Source organism: Sphingobium amiense, from assembly GCF_003967075.1.
GTDB classification, from domain to species: Bacteria; Pseudomonadota; Alphaproteobacteria; order Sphingomonadales; family Sphingomonadaceae; genus Sphingobium; species Sphingobium amiense.
The window spans coordinates 3,747,466-3,765,294 of the sequence record NZ_AP018664.1; the positions used below are offsets into that span (position 1 = coordinate 3,747,466).

Consider the following 17,829-nt stretch of genomic DNA (forward strand, 5'->3'; position numbering starts at 1 on the left):
AATTGAGGTGGATTAAGGATGGAAATCGTTCACACTGCCGACGCCCAGGAAGGAAAATTTTCCGACCTGGTGCTGGTGATTACGGATACGATTCGACGTCGATGGATCACCATGGCGATTGTGTCGGGGATCATCCTGGCGCTGGGCGTGACGGGCATCTTCATGCTCACGCCGAAATATACGGCGACCGCGCGCGTGCGCATCGACCCCTACCGCAATCCGCTGGCTCAGACGCAGGCGGACGCCCAGCAGAGCCTGAGTTCCGAAGCGATCGAGACCGAAGTGACCGTCATCAGCTCGCTCGATCAGGCGCGGCTGGTGGTGCGCAAGCTCAAGCTCGACCGCGACCCGGAATTTGCGGAGAAGGTCGACACATCGGCCGAAGCCGCAACGCTGAGCGCGGCCGACCGGGAAACCGCCATCGCGCGCCAGTTGCTCCAGAATCTGTCGGTAGGCCGTGAGAAGCTGACCTATATTCTGGGTGTGAGCTATCAGTCGACGGACCCGAACAAGGCGGCGCTGATTGCGAACGCCTTTGCCGAAATCTATCTTCAGACCAAGACGGGATCGCGCGTCGGGAACGCCGAGCGGCAGACCGAATGGTTCAACCAGCGGCTTGCGGCGCTGGGCCGCGAAGTCAATGCCGCCGACGCGGCTCTGGCGCAATATCGGGCGCGCGCCGGTCTGACGGAAGGGTCGACGCCCGGCAGCGCAGGCGGCACCATGGTGGATCAGCAGGTCGGGCCGCTTTCCTCGCAGCTCGCCACCGCCGAATCGGAAGCCGCGGCAGCGCGCGCGTCGCTGAGCGCCGCACTGACGCAAATCTCGCGGGGCGGCCTCGATTCGGTGTCCGAAGTGCGTATGTCCAACGTGATCGGCGATCTGCGCCGCCAGCGCGCCGACATCCTGCGGAACATGGGCGAGGTGCAGGCGCGCTATGGCGAGAAGCATCCCGAAAGCGTCCGTGTCCGCGACCAGTTGGCCAGCGTCGATCAGCAGATCACCGACGAAGCGCAGCGCGTGATCGGATCGCTGCGCGCCAACGTCACCTCGGCCGAGGCGCGTGCCGCCAGCCTGCGCGCTTCGATGAACCGCCTGGAGGGTGAGCGGGCGGACAATACCCGCAACGCCGTGATCGCCGAAGGGCTTCAGCGCGAGGCAATGGCCAAGCGCACCGCCTATGACCGCATGTCGCAGATGGCGCTCGAAAGCTCGCAATCGGCACAGAACCAGATCGCACAGGTGGTGATCGTCGATCGCGCCGAACCGCCGCTGAACGCCAGCTTCCCCAACAAGCCCGTCTTCGCGGCACTGGCGCTCATCGTCGCGCTGGCCGCTGGCGCCGGCACCATCGCGGTGCAGGAAATGCTGGTGAAGGGGCTTCGGTCGGTCGAGGACGTCGAAAATCTGCTCGGCATTCCGGTGATCGCTGCGGTGCCCAAGGTGCCCAAGTCGCTGAACCCGGCCGATCTGCTGCTGGAAAAGCCGACGTCGATGTTCGCCGAATCGCTGCGCATCGCCCGTGCGTCGATCCTGGGCGTGAACGCCGCGCGCCAGCCAAAGGTGATCGCACTCACCTCCGCGCTGCCCAGCGAAGGCAAGACCACCACGGCGCTCGCCTTCGCCCGCACGCTGGCGATGAACAATGCGCGCACGCTGCTGCTCGAATGCGACGTGCGCCGTGCGGCGCTGCGCCCGCTGGTGTCCAATCCGCAGGACAGGCCCGGCATCGTCGAGGTTCTGCATGGCGAAGCGACGGTCGCGCAGGCCATCCAGCCGGGCGATGTGCCCAATCTCGATCATATGCTGGTGCGCGAACCCTATTTCAGTTCGGAAGATCTGTTCGGTAATGGCGGCATGGAGCGCGTTCTTGAGGAAGTGCGCGGCAAATATGACCTGATCGTGCTCGATCTGCCGCCGCTGGTGGGGCTGGCCGATGGCCGCTTCCTGGCGGTGCAGGCCGATGTGACCGCGCTCATCATCCGCTGGGATTCGACGCCGGGCCGCGCGGCGGCGTCGGCGCTGAGCTGGCTGAAGTCGGACGGCGCCAACCCGGTCGGTGCGATCTACACCATGGTCGATTCGTCGGCTGAAGCGATCGGCGGCCTCTATTACAGCAAGAAATATTCGGCCTATTATTCGCAGAGCTGATCGCGTCGCACCGCGCCGGTCCCGGCGCGGTGCCTCCTTTCGCAGGAGGGGCGGAGCGGTTCGCCTGCCTCTCCTGACGATAGTCGCTCTGGCAGCGGCGATGGCGCTGCTGATTGCGGGCTGGCTGGGTCTGCGGAGCGAGATGGTGATCGCGCAGTCGGTCGCACGCCTGCAGAGGCAGGCAGTGAGCCTGCGCAGCGAGCGGCCTTCGCCCGAGCCTGACCCCGATCTTCCCGCCGACAAGCCGCCCCGCGCCCTGCTGGCCGACGCCCTGTTCATCGCGCAGCAGCACGCCACGGCTCCCGCGCCGACGCGGCGCCCGGCGCTGATCGCGGCGGACGAGACGGTGGCGGATGTGACGGCGCGCAGGCCGCATTCCGCCGATGCCTGGGTGATTCGCGCGCTGCTGCGTTCCCAACTGGCCGGCGAAGGCGATGCTTCGGCCATCGACGCGCTGGCGCGGAGCTATCGGGAAGCGCCATTTCTCTATCGGGCGGCGGAATGGCGGGTCGGCTATGGCGCGCGTCAATGGGGGCGGCTCGACGCGGGCAGTCAGGCACGGCTCATCAACGAAGCGCTGATCTACGGTCAGATCAACGGATCCGCCCGGCTGCAGATGTTCGCGCAGATCCGCGACACCGACGCCTATGCCCCCGTGCTGTCCGCGTGGCACCGCCTGCAACTGCGGCGCGCGCTACGCTGACGCCACTCCATGCTCCCTGAGTTTGAGCGCGCGGCCCCACAGCAGACCGGCAAGGAATAAAGTGAGAAGCACGACCGCCGGAACGTCCAGCGCGATGTCGACGGTGGCGCAAAGAAGGATAGCGACCACCAGCGCGAAGGTGCCCAGCGTGTCCATCGGCAACGATCCCCGCCACGCGAGCCGTGCGACGGGGTACAGGATCGCCCAGCCCGCCCAGACCATCAGGAAAAGATAGGGAAAGCCGCCCGCCAGCGCGATCTGGAGGAACAGGCTGTGCGCGGAATTGACGAACCACAGCGACCCGGCAGTCAACGGGTCGTCGAGCGTCGCCGCATTGAGCGTCGGGAAGGAGCCGGGGCCGTAACCCTGAAGCGGCGAGGCAGCGGCAAGGTCGAAATAATGGTCCCACATCATCGAGCGCACCAGCGCTTCCGATCCCAGCGTGTCGAACCGGGCCAGCAATGGTCCCGACAGCCACCACAGCAGCGCTGCGACCAGCAGGCCGAGCAGCGGCCAGACCCATGACGGCGCGATCGCGCGGCTGCGCCGGCGCCTGCGCCGCCGGAGCAGCGCCGCCAGCGAGATCAGGAGCGCGACGGTGACAACGATGGGGAAGCGCGCGGCGGTCAGGAGCAGTGCGATGGAGGCGATGGCCATGACGCTGACGGCGAGGGCGAGCGAGAGATTATGCAGGCCGTCCTTCCGTTCGCGCGCGCGCCGGCGGGCAAGGATCGCCAGCGCCGTGGCCTGAAGGATCGCGCCGCCCGCCAGCGCCGCCGTCACGTTGACATTGCTGACCATCCCGGCGAAGCGGCCTCGCCGGCTGACCGACCAGTAATCGAGCGCCGATGTCCCCGGTCCCGCCACCCACATCAGCATTCCGATGAACAGCGTCGCGCCGATGCACAGCAGAACCAGCCGGATCGTGCGTTCCATGCGGACCCGGTCGGCGCCGATGATGCTCCCGCCGATCAGCGCGGCGAGGCCGCCAAACCATGCCATCAGCGCGGGGCCGGCGAAATCGGGCGCATAGGGCATGGGGATGGCGGGCGAAAGGCCGATGCCTCCCGCGCCGAGGCTGAGCCACAGGCCGGCGAGCAGGGCGGGAATGAGGACGGGTTTTCTCTGCCGCCAGAAATAGGCATCGGGTCGCGCGTCGATCAGAAGGGCGGCGAGCAGCCCCGCCCCGAGCATCGCAGCCACCGTTTCCCCGGCGGCGTCGTTGAGACCGTTGAACGCCAGCCCGATGGTCATCGCCAGCGCGCTGAGCAGCGGCGCGGCCTGCCGCACGGCCGGCGGAATGCGGCGGCGCGAGACCAGAACCGGAAGCTGGGCGCGATACTCCGCCTCCGCCATCAGCGCCGGACTTTCGCGCAGTCATTTTCGTCCCGATCGTCAGGCGGCGTGCAGGCAGCAGGCTCGCCATAGACCCAGCCCGATCCCACGAAGCCCAGATACACGCGGCCGAACACGTCCTTGTCCCCCTCCATCACCTTGATGCGGTCCAGCCGGCCCAACGGGAAAGCGGCGATGCGCTGCCAGCTTGCGGCATTGTCCGTCGATCTCCAGATGCCATAGCGCCCGTCCTTGAGAGCGGACAGGAAAATGGTGGGATAGCTCGATCCGCTCGCCGCCTTGCCGAAAGCGATGTCGTCAGCCCGGTCGATGCCGGGCACGACCTGCCAGCTTGAGCCGCCGTCGGTCGAGCGGCGCAGGCGGGCGTCGCCCTGATGCACGGCGGAGGTGAAGAAGAGGTGCCCCGCCTGCCCAGGCACCGCGCGCAGCTTGGCGGCGTAAGCGCTGCCGGGCGCGACTTCGCCGTAGAAGCGGCGGTCCCATGTCTGGCCGCCATCGGTGGAGCGCCACAGCCCGGCGAGCGCTTCGTTGGGAGCATCGCCGGAATGCAGCAGGTAGAAAGTGTCGGGCAATACGCGATCCGCCGCCAGCGACCTGCGGGCGAGATGGAATGCGCTGAAGGAGCCGGTGTTGGGGCCGCGCTCGCCGGGCAGGACCACGCGCTGCCAGCTCTTGCCCCGGTCGCGGGTGTAGAAGGGAGACCGGTTGAAGGCCGGAACCCAGACGATGGATCGGGTGTCGTTCGCCGCGACGGCGATCGTCCCGAACGCCATGCGCCATGGATCGTCGGCGCGTGTACCGGGTGGCTGAGGAAGGGCGGGGAAGCGGGACCAGTTGATCCCCCCGTCGAGGCTGTATCCGGCCAGCACCGAATCGCCATCCTCCGCGCAGCAGCCGGTGCGGGTGTCCGACGCGTTGGTGACGATGAACCGGGGGTCGGCGGGACTCCAGTCCAATGCCTGCGCAGCGATGATCATCCGCTCTTTCGGGCCGTAGGTCGAGGAGAAGCGGTCGAGACGGCTTTTGACGTGGATGCCGAAATCCCACATGGCGAACAGCGGCGGACCGCCGGGCGGCTGGATCGCGTCGTTGGCAACCGTTTCCTCGATACCGCGCACCTGACTGATGAGCGTGAGGGGGCCGCATCCGTCCTTGAGGTCGGCGAAATAGGGGCCAGTCCCTGCATTGACCCAGAGTCGCCCCTTGCGCGCCGGATCGAAGGCGATGGACCCTACGGCGAAGTAGGAGGAGTTGGCGATGCGCAGCCAGGCTGGTTCCCGCTCACCCGGCGCCGAGGTGCGGTTGACGCCCATCCATGCCCGCCCGCCGTCGGTCGAGCACCATGCCCGCCCGCCTTCATCCATCAGGTAGAGGCGATTGGCGAAGGGATCGGCGGCGATTCCGGCGAAGGGCGCGTTCGGCGCGGAGGGACCGGGTGAGGCCCAACGGCCATCGCGCCAGATGGACAGCGCCTGCGCCTGCGAATCGATGATGTAGAGGCTGCCGTCGCGTCCCTGCGCGAACTGGCGGCCCTGACGCGGGCCGCCCACAGCGCTGAAACGCATGGTGCGCGGGTCGGCGATGAAGACGCCGCTGCCGGGCACCGCGGCCCAGAGGCGGCCCCTGTCCGCCCTGCCCCGTCCAAACCAGAGGATGAGGGCAGGCGGCGTGTCGTTCGCTTTGCCGGATGTTCTTGCCGGGGGCAGGCCGGTGGCGGGTTGCCATCGGGCGCCGCCGTCGCGCGAGAAAGAGAGGCCGCGCTGCGGTGAGCCGAAGGCGACGAAATCGGGGTCATCCGGCGCGACGGCGAGCGAACTGGCGTGATTGCGATAAGGTCCGTTGGCGTCGAGCGGGCCGGGGAAATCATTGTTTCCTGTAGCCGTCCAGTGCTGGCCAGCGTCATCGGAACGGAAGATGCGGGTGTCGGCCGCCATATAGAGCCGGTGCGGATCGGAAGGCGCGACCGCGATCTCGAAGACGCCGAAGGTTGCGCCTGCCTGCTGGCGGTAGGCGGGCGGCATCGACTGTGCGGTGGTCAGCAATTCCCAGCGATCGTGCTGCGCGTTCCAGCGATAGGCGCCGTGCACATCCGACCGGGCGACCTGCGTCACCCCCTTTGCGTCCCAGGCCGATCCGTTGATGAAGCCGCCGCCGCCGATCGCGACGGGCGCCCAGAGGTAGGTCTCGCCCTCCACGGGGCCGCTGGACTGCGCCGCGGCCGGTGGCACCTGAAGCGCGATCGAGCCTGCCAGCGCGCAGCGGGCATTGCGGACGATGCGCATGAGCGGTTGCAGCATGACACGCTGGGACAGGGGGCCAAGATCCGGCGTCGCACATTCGCCCGCCGTCAGCGCGGATGGCGTGCGCGACGCGATCCGCTGAATGCCGATGACGGTCAGGATCAGGAGCGCCGCCAGCGCGGCGAGCATCGCGCCACGTCTGGAAAAGCCCAAAGGCCAGATCGTCCATCGCGATCGGGCCGGAGGCAGGGGGACGAGCATGGACGGCCGGGATGGGGCCGTCAGGTCCGGCAACAGGCCGACAGGTTGGCTGCGTGCCGCTACCACAAGGCTCCGCCGGGCATCGGCGATCCTTCGTCGGGCCTCGACAGGGGCTGGGGCGAGGCTGCGGATCGCCGGTTATTCCCGCGTGACAGGTTCGGGCGTTCACGCCGGGTCGCCATGATCTGCTCGATCATCGCGACCGCTGCCAGCATGAAGATGTTCATCAGCGTATCGCGGTCGAACATGCTGGTTTCGGTGGCGTTATGACCGGCGCAGAAGAAGATGACGCCGAGCGGCAGCGCGGCCTCCCGCGACAGGCCCACGGGCAATCGCAGCAGTTGCTGTGCGGGCCAGATGATCAGGGCGAATGCGATGAGGACGACGCCAATCGGGCTGACCGTGATCAGCAGGTCGAGATAGCCCGAATGCCCCTGCGTCACCGTGGCGACCCAGTCATGCGCGTAATTGAAGATCGGGCTGTTGGACGTGAACCAGAAGGAGCCGAAGCCCGCCCCGACATAGTGGCTGTCGGCGGCATAGCGCAGCATTGCGTCCCAGATCTGCGCGCGGCCGGTGAAGGCGTGGGGATCGTCCAGCGCATCGCGCAACGGGTGATGATAGGCCGACAGGAAGGCCGCCAGCCCCGCGAACGCCAGGAAAAGCAGCGCGATCACCCAGGAGCGGTAGCGCCAGCGGAAGACATTGTAGAGCAGGGCGATGAGCGCCGAGCCGGCCATCATGATGCCCGATGTCTTCGACTGGGAGAAGAAGAGGAAAACGAGCGACGCGGCGATCACCGGAACGCGCAGCCAGATCGGCACCTTGCCCCCGCCGAACAGGAAGAAAAGCACGGTCACGGAACAGAGCGCGCCTGCGATATTCTTGCTCATCATGACGCCGCGCCAGTCGCCGACAAGCTGCTTGTCGTCCTCCATGTTGAACTGGTGCGTGCCGAATTCGGGGAAGCGCAGCACGGCGATGAAGTTTACGACCAGCATCAGGAGCAGCACGCCGCGAATCAGCATGATCGTATCGTCGAAAGGCTGGTTGCGGACCGCGATGAAGACCGACCAGATGACGATTCCCGTCAGGATGAGGCGACGCCCCCCGACGCCGGGGTCGAGCGACCAGAGCAGCGTGATCGTGCACCATGCGAAGGCCAGAACGATGGGCCATGGCACGACGAGCAGCCGTTCGGGATGGCCGAGTGGACGCACCGAGAAGATGAGCAGGCCGAATACCGCGAAATAGAAGACCTGCCGCAGCGCCGATCCCTCGCCTGCCTCACCCGATGCGGAGATGGTGAGATAGGGGGTGAGCATCACCATGATGAGAAACGCAACGAAGCTGAACATCAGCACCTGATGCCGGACGAACAGATTCTGCCGTGACCGCTGTGTCTTGAAGAGTGCCATTGCGTCCTTCCCCGCTGCGCGCATAGTGGCCGCGATTGCAGGCGGCGGCAACCGTCGATGTGCATTGCAGCGCAGTTCACGACTTTCCTGTCCCAAAATGGAGGCGCTGTCGATGGCCGGGCGTGCTTTCGTGCCCGCTTTATCCTTGACCCGTCAGCGCGATTTGCGGACAGAGGATGTTCTCCCGGCAGAGGTCGAAACGATGCTGAAGTATTTTGCGGCTGCTCAGGCGCTTCGGCTCGCATCGTCCGGGTCGGCGACGAAGAAGCTCTATCGCCGGATCGGCAATGTGCTTGGCGGGCGCCGCAGAGGCCGTGGGCTGCCCGCGCATTACATCCAGCGCGCGCACGACAATCTCGCCCGGATCGAGGCGCGCGGCGGCATCGCCGACGGCATGACGATGATGGAACTGGGCACCGGCTGGGCGCATTGGGAGGCGCTGTTCACGCGGCTCTTCTACGACGTCGACGTGATCCTTTTCGACGTTTGGGACAATCGCCAGTTCGACGGATTCCAGGCCTATGCACGCGAACTGCGGCAGCGGCTGCGGCGTGACGTGGACCGCCCGGCGGCCGCGATCGACCGGGCCGAAGCGCTGCTGGACGCGGTGCTGACCGCGCCGGATTTCGATGCGGTCTATCGCCTGCTGAACTTCCGCTACATGGTGGAGGCGGACGGTTCGCTCGCCGCCATTCCCGACGGTTCGCTGGACCTCATCGTCAGCAGCGACGTGCTGGAGCATGTGTCGGCCGCGGCGGTGCCGGGCCTCATCGCCGAGATGCGGCGTATCCTCAAGCCCGGCGGCATCATTGCGCACCGGATCGTGCCGTTCGATCATCTGAAGATTTACGACAGATCCGCGCACGACAAACAATATCTCCAGTTTTCCGAAGAGAAATGGAACGCGTGGTTCGCCAACGATGTCCAGTATCAGAACCGCATCCAGCATTCCGAATGGCTGGCGCTGGTGGAGGCGGGCGGCTTTGCCATCGAGACGGCCGACATGCTGATGGGTCAACCGGTCGACGGGATGACGATTTCCCCGCGATTCGCGCACCTGCCCGCGACCGACTGGGCGGCGATCAACAGCTATATCGTCGCGCGGGCACCCTGAACGGGCGTTTCAGGCGAAGGTTGCCGTCATTGCGGGTTTGAGCAGGGCGACGCATTCGTCCCAGCGATGGTCCGCGCGCACCCGCTCCGCCGCTGCCAGCGCTTCCCCGCGCAGCGCCGCCGGATCGGCTGACGACAGGATGTCCGCGGCGCTTTCGGCGGGAGTTTGCGGCGACACCAGCCTGCCCGCATAGCTCTGCATCATGTCCCGCGCGCCTGCGAGTTCCATGCAGACGGGAAATACACCGCAGGCCAGGCTTTCCAGCACGATCAGCGGGTAGGAATCGATGCGCGACAGGTGGACGAGCACATCGGCGGCGCGCAATTGGGCAAGCTGTTCCTCGACATCGACCAGACCCATCACCGCGATCCGGTCGGTAAGGTCGTGGCCGGCGATGCGGGCATGGAGCCGCTCCATCGTCTGCGCGTCCGCTCCACCGGTGATGCAGGCGGAAAAGGGGACGCCGCGGTCGCGCAGGATCGCGCAGAGATCGACGAAGAGGAAGCTGCCCTTGCCTTCGGACAGCCGCGCGGAATGAATGAGGCGGAGCGGGCGCGATGCATCGCGCTCCGGCACCGGCTGCGCCCATAGATGCCGGGGCAGGAAGGTGCGCACCTGCCAGCGGCGGACATGGGCGGGCAGCGCGATCTCCCGCTCCTGCGTCGGCGACAGCAGCGCGATGCCCTTCGCCCGTCCCAGCAGAAAGCGGCTGATATTGCGCAGAAGCGGATTGGACTGCGAGCGCCAGTTGGTGCCCAGATGCGGTGTGACGAGGACCGGCACGCCCATCAGCCGCGCCATTGCGAGATAGGCGAGGTCGGGCAGGTTTACATAATGGAGCCAGATGCCGCCGATCCGGCCGCGATGCTGGCGGACGGTCCGCCATGCCCGAAGCGCGAGCGAGGGCCAGAGGCGGGGCGGGAGGAAGGCGGTGTCCGCAGGCGCGAAGTCGAGCCGGATGTCGCCATCGTCACCGAAGGCTTCGGCGGCGCGTGCGCAAAAGGCTTCGACCCCGCCCGGATGCGCCGCGGTTCCGCCGATCATAAGCACCCGCATCGGCGTCGCTGTCGGCTCAGACGACCGGGCCACGCGTCAGCGGCCGGCGCCCGGTCGAAAACGCTGGGCGAGAATGCGGAAGAAATAGGGGATTGCGCCGCCCACATAGCGGCGGAACAGGCGGCGCGGTTCCAGCGCCAGCCGGTAGACCCATTCGATCCGCATCATCCGGACGGCGCGCGGCGCGCGGGGCATGCGGCCGGACGCGAAATCCATGAAAGCGCCGACGCACAGCAAAGGCACCTTGACCTGATCGCGCACGCGGTGGCTCCAGATTTCCTGACGCGGCTGTCCCATGCCCACCAGCACCAGATCGGGCGAACGCCGGACAATGTCGGCGACGATGTCCGGCGTTTCGTCGAACGTGAAATAGCCGTTATGCGTGCCCACTACCCGGACATTGGGGTTATAGCCCTCGATCGTCTGCGCCGCGCTCTCCGCGACGCCGGGCAGCCCGCCCAGCAGATAGACGGAGATCGGACGGTCGGCCGCCTGAAATAGCAGCGGGATGAAGTCCGTGCCGTTGAGATTGGCGGGAAAGAAGGAGCCGTAGAGCAGCAGGCTCGCCAGATCGAGGCCGATGCCGTCGTTGAACAGCACCATATCCTTCAGCACCGACTTGAATTCCGCCGACCCGTGCGCGTGATTGACCGTCGCCGCGTTGCAGAAGGAAAAGAGCGCAGGCCTTCGGCTATAGACGGCATCGAGGATTTCGGCAGTCGCGCCATCCTTTCCGGTCGTGCGGACAGCGATACCCGTAAAATGACGATCGCTCGGCTTGTTAGGGCTCATGTGATCGGTAATGCCACTAACAATTGCCCCAGCCATCCCAGCCATCCACGACCATCGCAAGCTCAGCCTGACCCGAGCCGTGGGTTTGAGTAAACCCTGCCGATGATGGCGACAGGGGCAGCATTCTCAGGAATTTATCCGATGCCCCCAAAGATGTATCGCCTATTCCGCGCATAATCAAAAGGAAAGTTCAGTCATTTCGTCCTGTTTCAGGGCGAACAGGACAGTGATCTTTTTGCGCTCACAGAGCCTGCGAATATTGGTGTCGGGCGCGTTCATGGTAACTTTGTCCGTAACCATTGCACTTAAATCGGCCCTAAGCCGCGCCTGTCAAAAGAGCCGCCGACCCAGCGGAGGCTCACATGACCAAGCGAATCACAAGGGCGGCGGCCGTGGCGCTGACGCTGGCGGGCGCCGCCGGCGCATTCCCGGCGCAGGCCGGGACTGCGATCAGGACGGCGACCGTGCCGGCCGGAGAAATTGCCGACGCTCCGACCGGCTTTGTGGAGATGTGCGAGCGCGATCAGTCGCTGTGTCTGGCGGGACATGACGCGACGCACCCGCTGCTGGCGGCGGCACCGTCCGTTTCGCTAGATATCACGCCTGCCGCTCTGAAAGCGGTTCCGCGCTTCGAAGCGCCGGTCCTACCCGCGATCGTGCTGCCGGGATATGCGCCGCAGGCGACGCCCTGGGGTGTTTCGCTGGTGACCGTCAACGTGACGCTCGGCATCGCCGATCCCGTGTCGCCCTTCCCCGCGAGCGTCAGCCTGCCGCGTCCGGTCCCTGCAATGGAGATCGCCACCGGGGCGGTGGACCGGGTGCACGCGCCCAAGGCTGTGCCCGCCGCCGCGCCGGCCCTGAGCGCCGGTAATGTTCAGGCGGACATCGCGCTGCTGCGCAAGGTCAACGCGGTCGTGAACACCTATGTCCGGCAGATCGCCGACATCTATACCGCTGGCGTGGCGGAACGGTGGAACCGGCCGGGCATCGGCCGCAATGCGGCAGGCGATTGCGAGGATCTGGCGATCGAAAAGCGGATGGAACTGGTCGAGGCGGGCTTCGATCCCAGCCGTCTGGCCTTTGCCGTCGTCTACAAGCGCAATTACGGCATGCATATCGTGCTGATCGCCCGGACGGCGAAAGGCGACGTGGTGCTCGACAGCCTCAGCCCGCATGTGCTGCGCTGGGACGAGACCAAATATAGCTGGCTGCGCATTCAGTCGATGGACGATCCGAACCGCTGGCACCGCGTCGGCCCCGCGCCGCTGCCCGTGCCGCCGATGCAGATGGTGACGACGGAGCCGGGTCAGACGCTGTCCTGATCCCTGCTCAGGGAAAGACGGCGCAGCGCCCGGAGCGCGCCGGGCGCGGTCAGATGCTGGTCGTCGAAATAGTAGATCGCGCGCTCGTCGCGAAAGGCGCAGCGTCCGCCCGTGCAGAGACCCGCCTGCGGATCAATCAGGGTGACGCCGGGATAACGGCGGGCAATGGCCGCGATGGCTGACCTTGCAGGATCGCCCGCCGGAGCCGCATCGCCTGCCGGTTCCGCCGCCGCTCCGCCGTGCAGCCATCGCCGCATCGGCAGAAAATCGCCCATCACGCGCGCATAGGGATCGAAGGCGAAGCGCGGCGCGTCCTGCACGACGATGACCCGCTTGCCCGCCCGGCGCAGCGCAGCGACCGCGCGGTCGAGCGCAACTTCCACCGGCACCACCGATCCGTCCGGCCCTTCGAGCCGGGGCGTGGCGGACCAGAAGCCTGACAGCACCACCATCCGCGCCGCCGGGTCGCGCAGCACATGGGCGAAGGCCGCACGCTGATAGGCGCGGCATTCGCCTGCATGGGCGGGCCTATCCGCCTGGGCCGTGCCCGCGTCCTCGACGGGCAGGCAGGAGGACTTGGTCATTTCGCCGAAGCCCATATGCTCGCGCCGGGCCAGAGCCGCGAAGGCGGGCGAGAGAGACGCGGCATGGCTGTCCCCCAGCACGACCAGCCGCGCCCGCCCGGCGGGAAGATCCGGCAGGCAGCGCTCCGGCGATACCGGTGCGGTCACGCCATAGCGGGCAAGGCAGGGATTTTCGCGCGCCGCCATCGCCTGTGCCGCGAACAGCCGGGCCTGCGCGGGCAGGCGGGCGGGCAGTCCATGGGACGCGAAGAGCATGGCTCCGACGCCCGCCACGGCAAGCGCCGCCAGACCGTAACGGATGAGCACGGCCCGGTCGGGCAGGAGCCTGCGCCGCAGCGGCCTTTCGACAAACCGCCAGGAAAGAAAGGCGCAGACCAGCGAGAGCGACAGGATCGCCCAGATCGGGAGCAATCCGCCGCCCTCCTGCTCCCGCCCCGCCAGCGTGCGGTTGAAGTAGAAGAGCGGCCAGTGCCACAGATACCAGGAATAGGAGAGGAGGCCGATCCCCCGCATCGGCGCGAGCGACAGGACGCGCCGGTTGATGGCGCTCCCCGGTGTGGCGATCAGGATCGCGGTGCCGACGGTCGGCAGCAGGGCGAACCAGCCGGGAAAGGCGATGTCCGCGCGGAACGCCGCGATCCCCGTTCCCAGCAGCAGCAGTCCCGCCAGGGCAGCTCCCTGCGCCAGTGCGCGGGGCAGGGGCGCGCCGCCGCGCCGTTCCTCCCAGACGGCGAGAGATACGCCGATGCCCAGTTCCCACGCGCGCGGCGGCAGAAGGTAGAAGGCCGCCTTTGGATCGGCATGCAGAAGCAGCAGCGACGCGGCGAAGGACAGCAGCGCGCCTGCGACCAGCAGCGGGAGAATGGCGTCACGCCGCAGCTTCACCAGCAGCATCATGATGAAGGGCAGGACGATGTAGAATTGCTCCTCCACCCCCAGCGACCAGGTCATCAGCAGCGGCTGGGCGTCGCTCGCCGGCCCGAAATAGCCGCCGCCGGTATAATAGAGCAGGTTGGACAGGCCGAAGGTCGTGGGAACGGCTTCCTTGCCGAGTTCCCGCAGTTCCTGTGGCGAAAGCAGTACCGCCCCGGCCAGAAACATCGCGGCAAGCAGGAAGAAGAGCGCGGGCAGGATGCGGCGCACGCGCCGGGTGTAGAAACCGGCGAAGGAGAAGCCGCTCGCCATCGTTTCGCGGAAAATCTGGCCGCCGATAAGGTAGCCGGAGATCACGAAAAAGATGTCGACGCCTGTGAAACCGCCGGGCAGGCCGGGAATGCCCGCATGGTAGAGCACGACCGCGCCCACCGCGATGGCGCGCAGCCCGTCGATGTCGGGCCGGTAGCCGATCGGCATGTGCCCGCCGGCCGTTCCCGCCTGTTGCGTCACCTGGGCGGGCGTCCCGCCATTTCGCGGTAGAGCTGGCCGAAGCGGGCGGCGCACGCCTCCACCGAGAAGCGCGCCCGGAATTGCGCGAGGCCCGCCTGCCCCATCGACCCGCGAAGCTCCGCATCTTGCGCCAGCCGGGCCAGCGCCCCGGTCAGGCCATCGGCATCGCCCGCCTCGACGAGCAGGCCGGTCACGCCGTCCTCGACCTGCCGGGGGATGGCGCCGACGCGCGTAGCGACGACCGGCAGCGCCCGCGCCATGGCCTCAAGGATCGAGACCGGCTGGTTCTCCGCGCGGGAGGGCAGGACGAAGATGTCCGATTGCCGCAGTTCGCGATCCACCGCCTGTTCATCCACCCAGCCCAGAAAACGCACCCGGTCGCCCAGCGAGAGCTTTCTCGCGAGGTCGCGCATCGGCTCGACATCACCATCGCCGCCGATCACCGCTTCGAACGCCACTCCTCGCGCCGCCAGCGCAGCCAGCGCCTCAAGCAGTATATCCGTGCCCTTCCGATGCCCCACCGCGCCGAAGAAGGCGATCCGCGTGACGCCGCCGGCGACGGGCGAATGGAGGTCGGGCGCCGCGGGCACGCCATTGGCGATTTCCACCACCCGTCCGGGCGCGACGCGCAAGTCGTCGATCATGAAACGGGTCCAGCGCTCACTCAGGGTGACGACCTTGTCCGCGCTGCCGAAGAAACGGCGCACCATGTCCTGCCGCTTCTTTCCGAGCGACTGGAAATATTCGTCATAGGCGCTGCCATGGAGATGAAGCAGCACACGTTTTCCCAGCCGCCGGGCGAGCGCCGCATAGGCCATCTTGCGCCAGGTCGAACCCCGGGGCGCAACATTGATGTGGACGATGTCGACGCGATCCCGGATCAGCGCGATTGCGAACAGCGCCATCCACAGCGGCACCGTCAGATGCTTCACAACCGGCGCGACCGTGGGACGGGCCGCCAGTTGGCGCACCCGGATGTCGGGCGCCGCCTGATGCAGCCCCCGGACCAGATAGCCGATGACCCGCCCGATTCCACCGCGCGAGTTGCGCCCTTCGGACAGGAGGATGGCGACGGTGACCGGCCCGGTCATCAAGGGCGGCGCACGCGTGCGGACGAAGTCATCCGAGGGAAAGAGCCGTGACGCGCCTTTGCCCCGTCCCGCTTCCGACTGGGCCAACGCCCGAATTTCATCCGCGTCCCTCTTGCGCCACGCATTGTTTCGATCCCACTACTACCCAAGAGCGGCCCCGATACAATAGCAGGTGGAAAAGAACCGTTGCCAATTTGCATAATAATCGCCGCGTCTTGTTTTAATTCGACGAATTTCTGTACTCATGTGCCAATCTGGGCCGGATCTGTCATCGCGCCGCCGCGCGCATCTTTTGCCCCAGCCGGTCATGCCGTCCCAGCCATTGCGACCCGGCGATGCTCATATGTGCATGATCGCGATACAGGATGATGCCGTCCCTGTCGGTCGGGCACATCCCCTCCGGGCAAAGCAGCGGGGCGACCGACAGGACGGGGACGCCGCTGCGCTCCATCTCGCGCAACAGGGAAAGGACGGGCGCGCGGGCGCGGCGGTCGTCGTCCAGTGTGAAGGCGCAGCCGCTCGCAGGATAGACGGTCGGCACCCCCCGCAGCTCCCGCGCCCGGCACCGCGCCATGTCGAAGCCGGGATCGGGCGTCGGCGCTGCGAAGATCACGCGCTTGCCCGCAGCACGAAGCGCCTCGACCGTTTGGCGCGCGGCGGCGAGGATTTCGGACTCATTCTGGGTCGTCCGGACGAACCGGCCGTTGCGGCGCACCAGCAGGTCGTAAGGCTCCACGCCCGGCGCATATTGGGCGAGCACGCTCGACAGGATCACGGTGTCCGCCGTGCGGGACCGGATCGCACGGTCGAGCGCGGCGTCGTTGAACGCGATGCAGCGTTTTGCCCAGGCGGGGGTCTGCACCCGGTCGTTGACCGGCGCGATGCCGAGGAAGGGGCCGCAGACCGGCATGGTGGTCTGGACAAGGCCGCCCGGCAGCGACGCGGCAAGCCCCGGCGCCAGTGCCATCGCCAGCGAATCGCCCCAGAGCTGGGTGGTCGCGCCCGGCCCTGTGCGGCAGGCGTCGGGCAATAGCGTCGATCCATTCGATGCGCAGGCTTCCGCAAGACCGCTGTTCGGACGGCGGGCCAGCACTGCGGGATCGTCTTCGCTTCCCTTCGTGGCCAGCATCGTGCCGCCGATAGTCATCGCCGCGATCAGCGCCAGAGCCATCAGGCTGCGGCCAGTGACCTGCATGTGGCGGAACCGCTGCTCGACGAGGCGATATTGCAGCTCGGTCCACAGCAATACGATGGCCAGGAGGGCGATGTTCACCCAGAGCGGAACCGGGCGGATGAAGATGTTGTTGGCAAAAGCATAGACCGGCCAGTGCACGAGATAGAGCGAGTAGGACCGGTCGCCGATCGCCACGAGCGGCACCAGCCACGGGCGGGGAGCGAGCGTAAGGCCCGGCAGCATGAGCAGCGCCGTCGCCGCGCAGACCAGCAGCGCCGGAACGCCCGGATGCCCGCTTTCGTCGACCAGCAGGGGCACTCCGAGCAACAGCAGCAGGCAGGCGGCGCGAACCGCCACCCGCCGCCCGCCGCCGCTGCCCTTCGCGACCCGAAGCGCGACCAGTGATCCCAGCCCCATTTCCCACGCGCGGGTCGGCAGCATGTAGAAGGCGACCGCGGGATTGCGGGTCAGGAAATAGAAGCAGAGCGCGAGACTGGCACCGGTCGCCGCAAGCATCAGCGGCATCCGCAGGGCGCGCGGGGTGAGGAAAAGGACCAGCGGGATCAGGAGATAATATTGCTCCTCGATCGAAAGAGACCACATGTGCAGCAGGGGTTTAAGCAGCGCGCCGGACGCGAAATAGTTCGACTGCTGCCACAGGGCGATGTTGGCGAAGAAGCCGAAGCTGCCGATGAGCTGCTTCAGAAAGTCGCGATATTCGCCAATGTCCAGCAGCCACGGCGCAACCAGAGCGGTGACCGCAAGGGTCGCGAAAGCGGCGGGCAGCAGGCGGCGGATGCGGCGGGCGTAGAAGTTGCGGAACGAGAAAGTGCGGCGGTCGAGATCGCGGACGATGAGGCCCGTCATCAGATAGCCGGAGATGACGTAGAAGATATCGACGCCCAGAAAGCCGCCGGGAATGCCGGGAATGCGGGCGTGATGGGCGAGCACCAGCAGAATGGCGAGCGCGCGCAGCAACTGGATGTCGATGCGCACCCGCCCCCCATGGCCGTATCGCGGCTGCGCCATCACTTCGATCATTTCCTGTGGCACCCCACCCGCCTGAACAGGGCCGTTATGCGATCTTTGCGCCGTCAGGCCAAGCCCGGCCCGGCGCTTGCATCCCATTGCGTCGCGCTGCTGCCCCATCCTTCGCTTATGCAACAATGCGATAGACAGCG

The 17,829-nt window shown here is 66.9% G+C and carries 12 protein-coding genes; 4 read left to right on the forward strand and 8 right to left on the reverse strand.

Going from position 1 to position 17,829, the window contains the following annotated elements:
* The first annotated feature begins 18 nt into the window (after window positions 1-18).
* Both SAMIE_RS18035 and SAMIE_RS18040 read left to right on the forward strand, forming a co-directional pair.
* Window positions 19-2,151, forward strand: a complete 2,133-nt coding sequence (locus SAMIE_RS18035) for a GumC family protein (protein WP_066701073.1) — start codon at window positions 19-21, stop codon at window positions 2,149-2,151.
* 100 nt (window positions 2,152-2,251) lie between these two features.
* Window positions 2,252-2,854 carry a hypothetical protein gene (locus tag SAMIE_RS18040; RefSeq protein ID WP_066701074.1) on the forward strand — a complete coding sequence of 201 codons (603 nt, stop codon included), beginning with the start codon at window positions 2,252-2,254 and terminating at the stop codon, window positions 2,852-2,854.
* Here the strand turns inward: SAMIE_RS18040 and SAMIE_RS18045 are convergent.
* The 3 genes from SAMIE_RS18045 to SAMIE_RS18055 all read right to left on the reverse strand — a co-directional run bounded on the left by SAMIE_RS18045 (window position 2,846) and on the right by SAMIE_RS18055 (window position 8,129).
* Window positions 2,846-4,210 (reverse strand): O-antigen ligase family protein, encoded by a 1,365-nt coding sequence (locus SAMIE_RS18045; RefSeq protein WP_066701075.1) that lies wholly within the window; start codon window positions 4,208-4,210, stop codon window positions 2,846-2,848. The genes SAMIE_RS18040 and SAMIE_RS18045 overlap by 9 nt on opposite strands.
* Window positions 4,210-6,663, reverse strand: coding sequence for a sialidase family protein (locus SAMIE_RS18050; protein ID WP_217998380.1), 2,454 nt, complete (start codon window positions 6,661-6,663; stop codon window positions 4,210-4,212). Before SAMIE_RS18050 ends, SAMIE_RS18045 begins: the two co-directional genes overlap by 1 nt.
* Window positions 6,664-6,770: 107 nt before the next feature.
* Window positions 6,771-8,129, reverse strand: coding sequence for an O-antigen ligase family protein (locus tag SAMIE_RS18055; RefSeq protein ID WP_066701076.1), 1,359 nt, complete (start codon window positions 8,127-8,129; stop codon window positions 6,771-6,773).
* A gap of 202 nt (window positions 8,130-8,331) precedes the next feature.
* On the opposite strand from SAMIE_RS18055, the gene SAMIE_RS18060 reads away from it, so the two are divergent.
* Complete coding sequence (locus tag SAMIE_RS18060; RefSeq protein ID WP_162849089.1) at window positions 8,332-9,243, forward strand: class I SAM-dependent methyltransferase; 912 nt, start codon at window positions 8,332-8,334, stop codon at window positions 9,241-9,243.
* A gap of 9 nt (window positions 9,244-9,252) precedes the next feature.
* Here the strand turns inward: SAMIE_RS18060 and SAMIE_RS18065 are convergent, their stop codons facing one another.
* Window positions 9,253-10,287 carry a glycosyltransferase family 4 protein gene (locus SAMIE_RS18065; RefSeq protein WP_162849090.1) on the reverse strand — a complete coding sequence of 345 codons (1,035 nt, stop codon included), beginning with the start codon at window positions 10,285-10,287 and terminating at the stop codon, window positions 9,253-9,255.
* Window positions 10,288-10,335: 48 nt separating this feature from the next.
* On the reverse strand, window positions 10,336-11,091 hold the full coding sequence (locus SAMIE_RS18070; RefSeq protein WP_066701079.1) for a WecB/TagA/CpsF family glycosyltransferase: 756 nt from the start codon (window positions 11,089-11,091) through the stop codon (window positions 10,336-10,338).
* A gap of 362 nt (window positions 11,092-11,453) precedes the next feature.
* On the opposite strand from SAMIE_RS18070, the gene SAMIE_RS18075 reads away from it, so the two are divergent.
* Entirely contained in the window at window positions 11,454-12,413 is a 960-nt protein-coding gene (locus SAMIE_RS18075; RefSeq protein ID WP_066701080.1) for a transglutaminase-like cysteine peptidase, read from the forward strand.
* Here SAMIE_RS18075 and SAMIE_RS18080 read toward each other — a convergent pair.
* The 3 genes from SAMIE_RS18080 to SAMIE_RS18090 all read right to left on the reverse strand — a co-directional run bounded on the left by SAMIE_RS18080 (window position 12,398) and on the right by SAMIE_RS18090 (window position 17,776).
* Window positions 12,398-14,350: an acyltransferase family protein gene (locus tag SAMIE_RS18080; RefSeq protein WP_066701081.1), complete on the reverse strand. Its 1,953-nt coding sequence runs from the start codon at window positions 14,348-14,350 to the stop codon at window positions 12,398-12,400. The genes SAMIE_RS18075 and SAMIE_RS18080 overlap by 16 nt on opposite strands.
* 29 nt (window positions 14,351-14,379) lie before the next feature.
* Window positions 14,380-15,474, reverse strand: coding sequence for a glycosyltransferase family 4 protein (locus tag SAMIE_RS18085; protein WP_126516899.1), 1,095 nt, complete (start codon window positions 15,472-15,474; stop codon window positions 14,380-14,382).
* 268 nt (window positions 15,475-15,742) lie between these two features.
* The gene (locus tag SAMIE_RS18090; protein WP_232037297.1) at window positions 15,743-17,776 is read right to left on the reverse strand and encodes an acyltransferase family protein; all 2,034 of its coding nucleotides are present in this window, start codon (window positions 17,774-17,776) and stop codon (window positions 15,743-15,745) included.
* Window positions 17,777-17,829: the final 53 nt, after the last annotated feature.

Coding starts and splice junctions, on each gene's coding strand:
- SAMIE_RS18085 (WP_126516899.1), bottom strand. CDS start 15,474: ATGACCGGGCCGGTCACCGTCGCCATCCTCCTGTCCGAAGGGCGCAAC.
- SAMIE_RS18040 (WP_066701074.1), top strand. CDS start 2,252: ATGGCGCTGCTGATTGCGGGCTGGCTGGGTCTGCGGAGCGAGATGGTG.
- SAMIE_RS18090 (WP_232037297.1), bottom strand. CDS start 17,776: ATGGGATGCAAGCGCCGGGCCGGGCTTGGCCTGACGGCGCAAAGATCG.
- SAMIE_RS18055 (WP_066701076.1), bottom strand. CDS start 8,129: ATGGCACTCTTCAAGACACAGCGGTCACGGCAGAATCTGTTCGTCCGG.
- SAMIE_RS18075 (WP_066701080.1), top strand. CDS start 11,454: ATGACCAAGCGAATCACAAGGGCGGCGGCCGTGGCGCTGACGCTGGCG.
- SAMIE_RS18035 (WP_066701073.1), top strand. CDS start 19: ATGGAAATCGTTCACACTGCCGACGCCCAGGAAGGAAAATTTTCCGAC.
- SAMIE_RS18070 (WP_066701079.1), bottom strand. CDS start 11,091: ATGAGCCCTAACAAGCCGAGCGATCGTCATTTTACGGGTATCGCTGTC.
- SAMIE_RS18065 (WP_162849090.1), bottom strand. CDS start 10,287: ATGATCGGCGGAACCGCGGCGCATCCGGGCGGGGTCGAAGCCTTTTGC.
- SAMIE_RS18045 (WP_066701075.1), bottom strand. CDS start 4,210: ATGGCGGAGGCGGAGTATCGCGCCCAGCTTCCGGTTCTGGTCTCGCGC.
- SAMIE_RS18080 (WP_066701081.1), bottom strand. CDS start 14,350: ATGCCGATCGGCTACCGGCCCGACATCGACGGGCTGCGCGCCATCGCG.
- SAMIE_RS18060 (WP_162849089.1), top strand. CDS start 8,332: ATGCTGAAGTATTTTGCGGCTGCTCAGGCGCTTCGGCTCGCATCGTCC.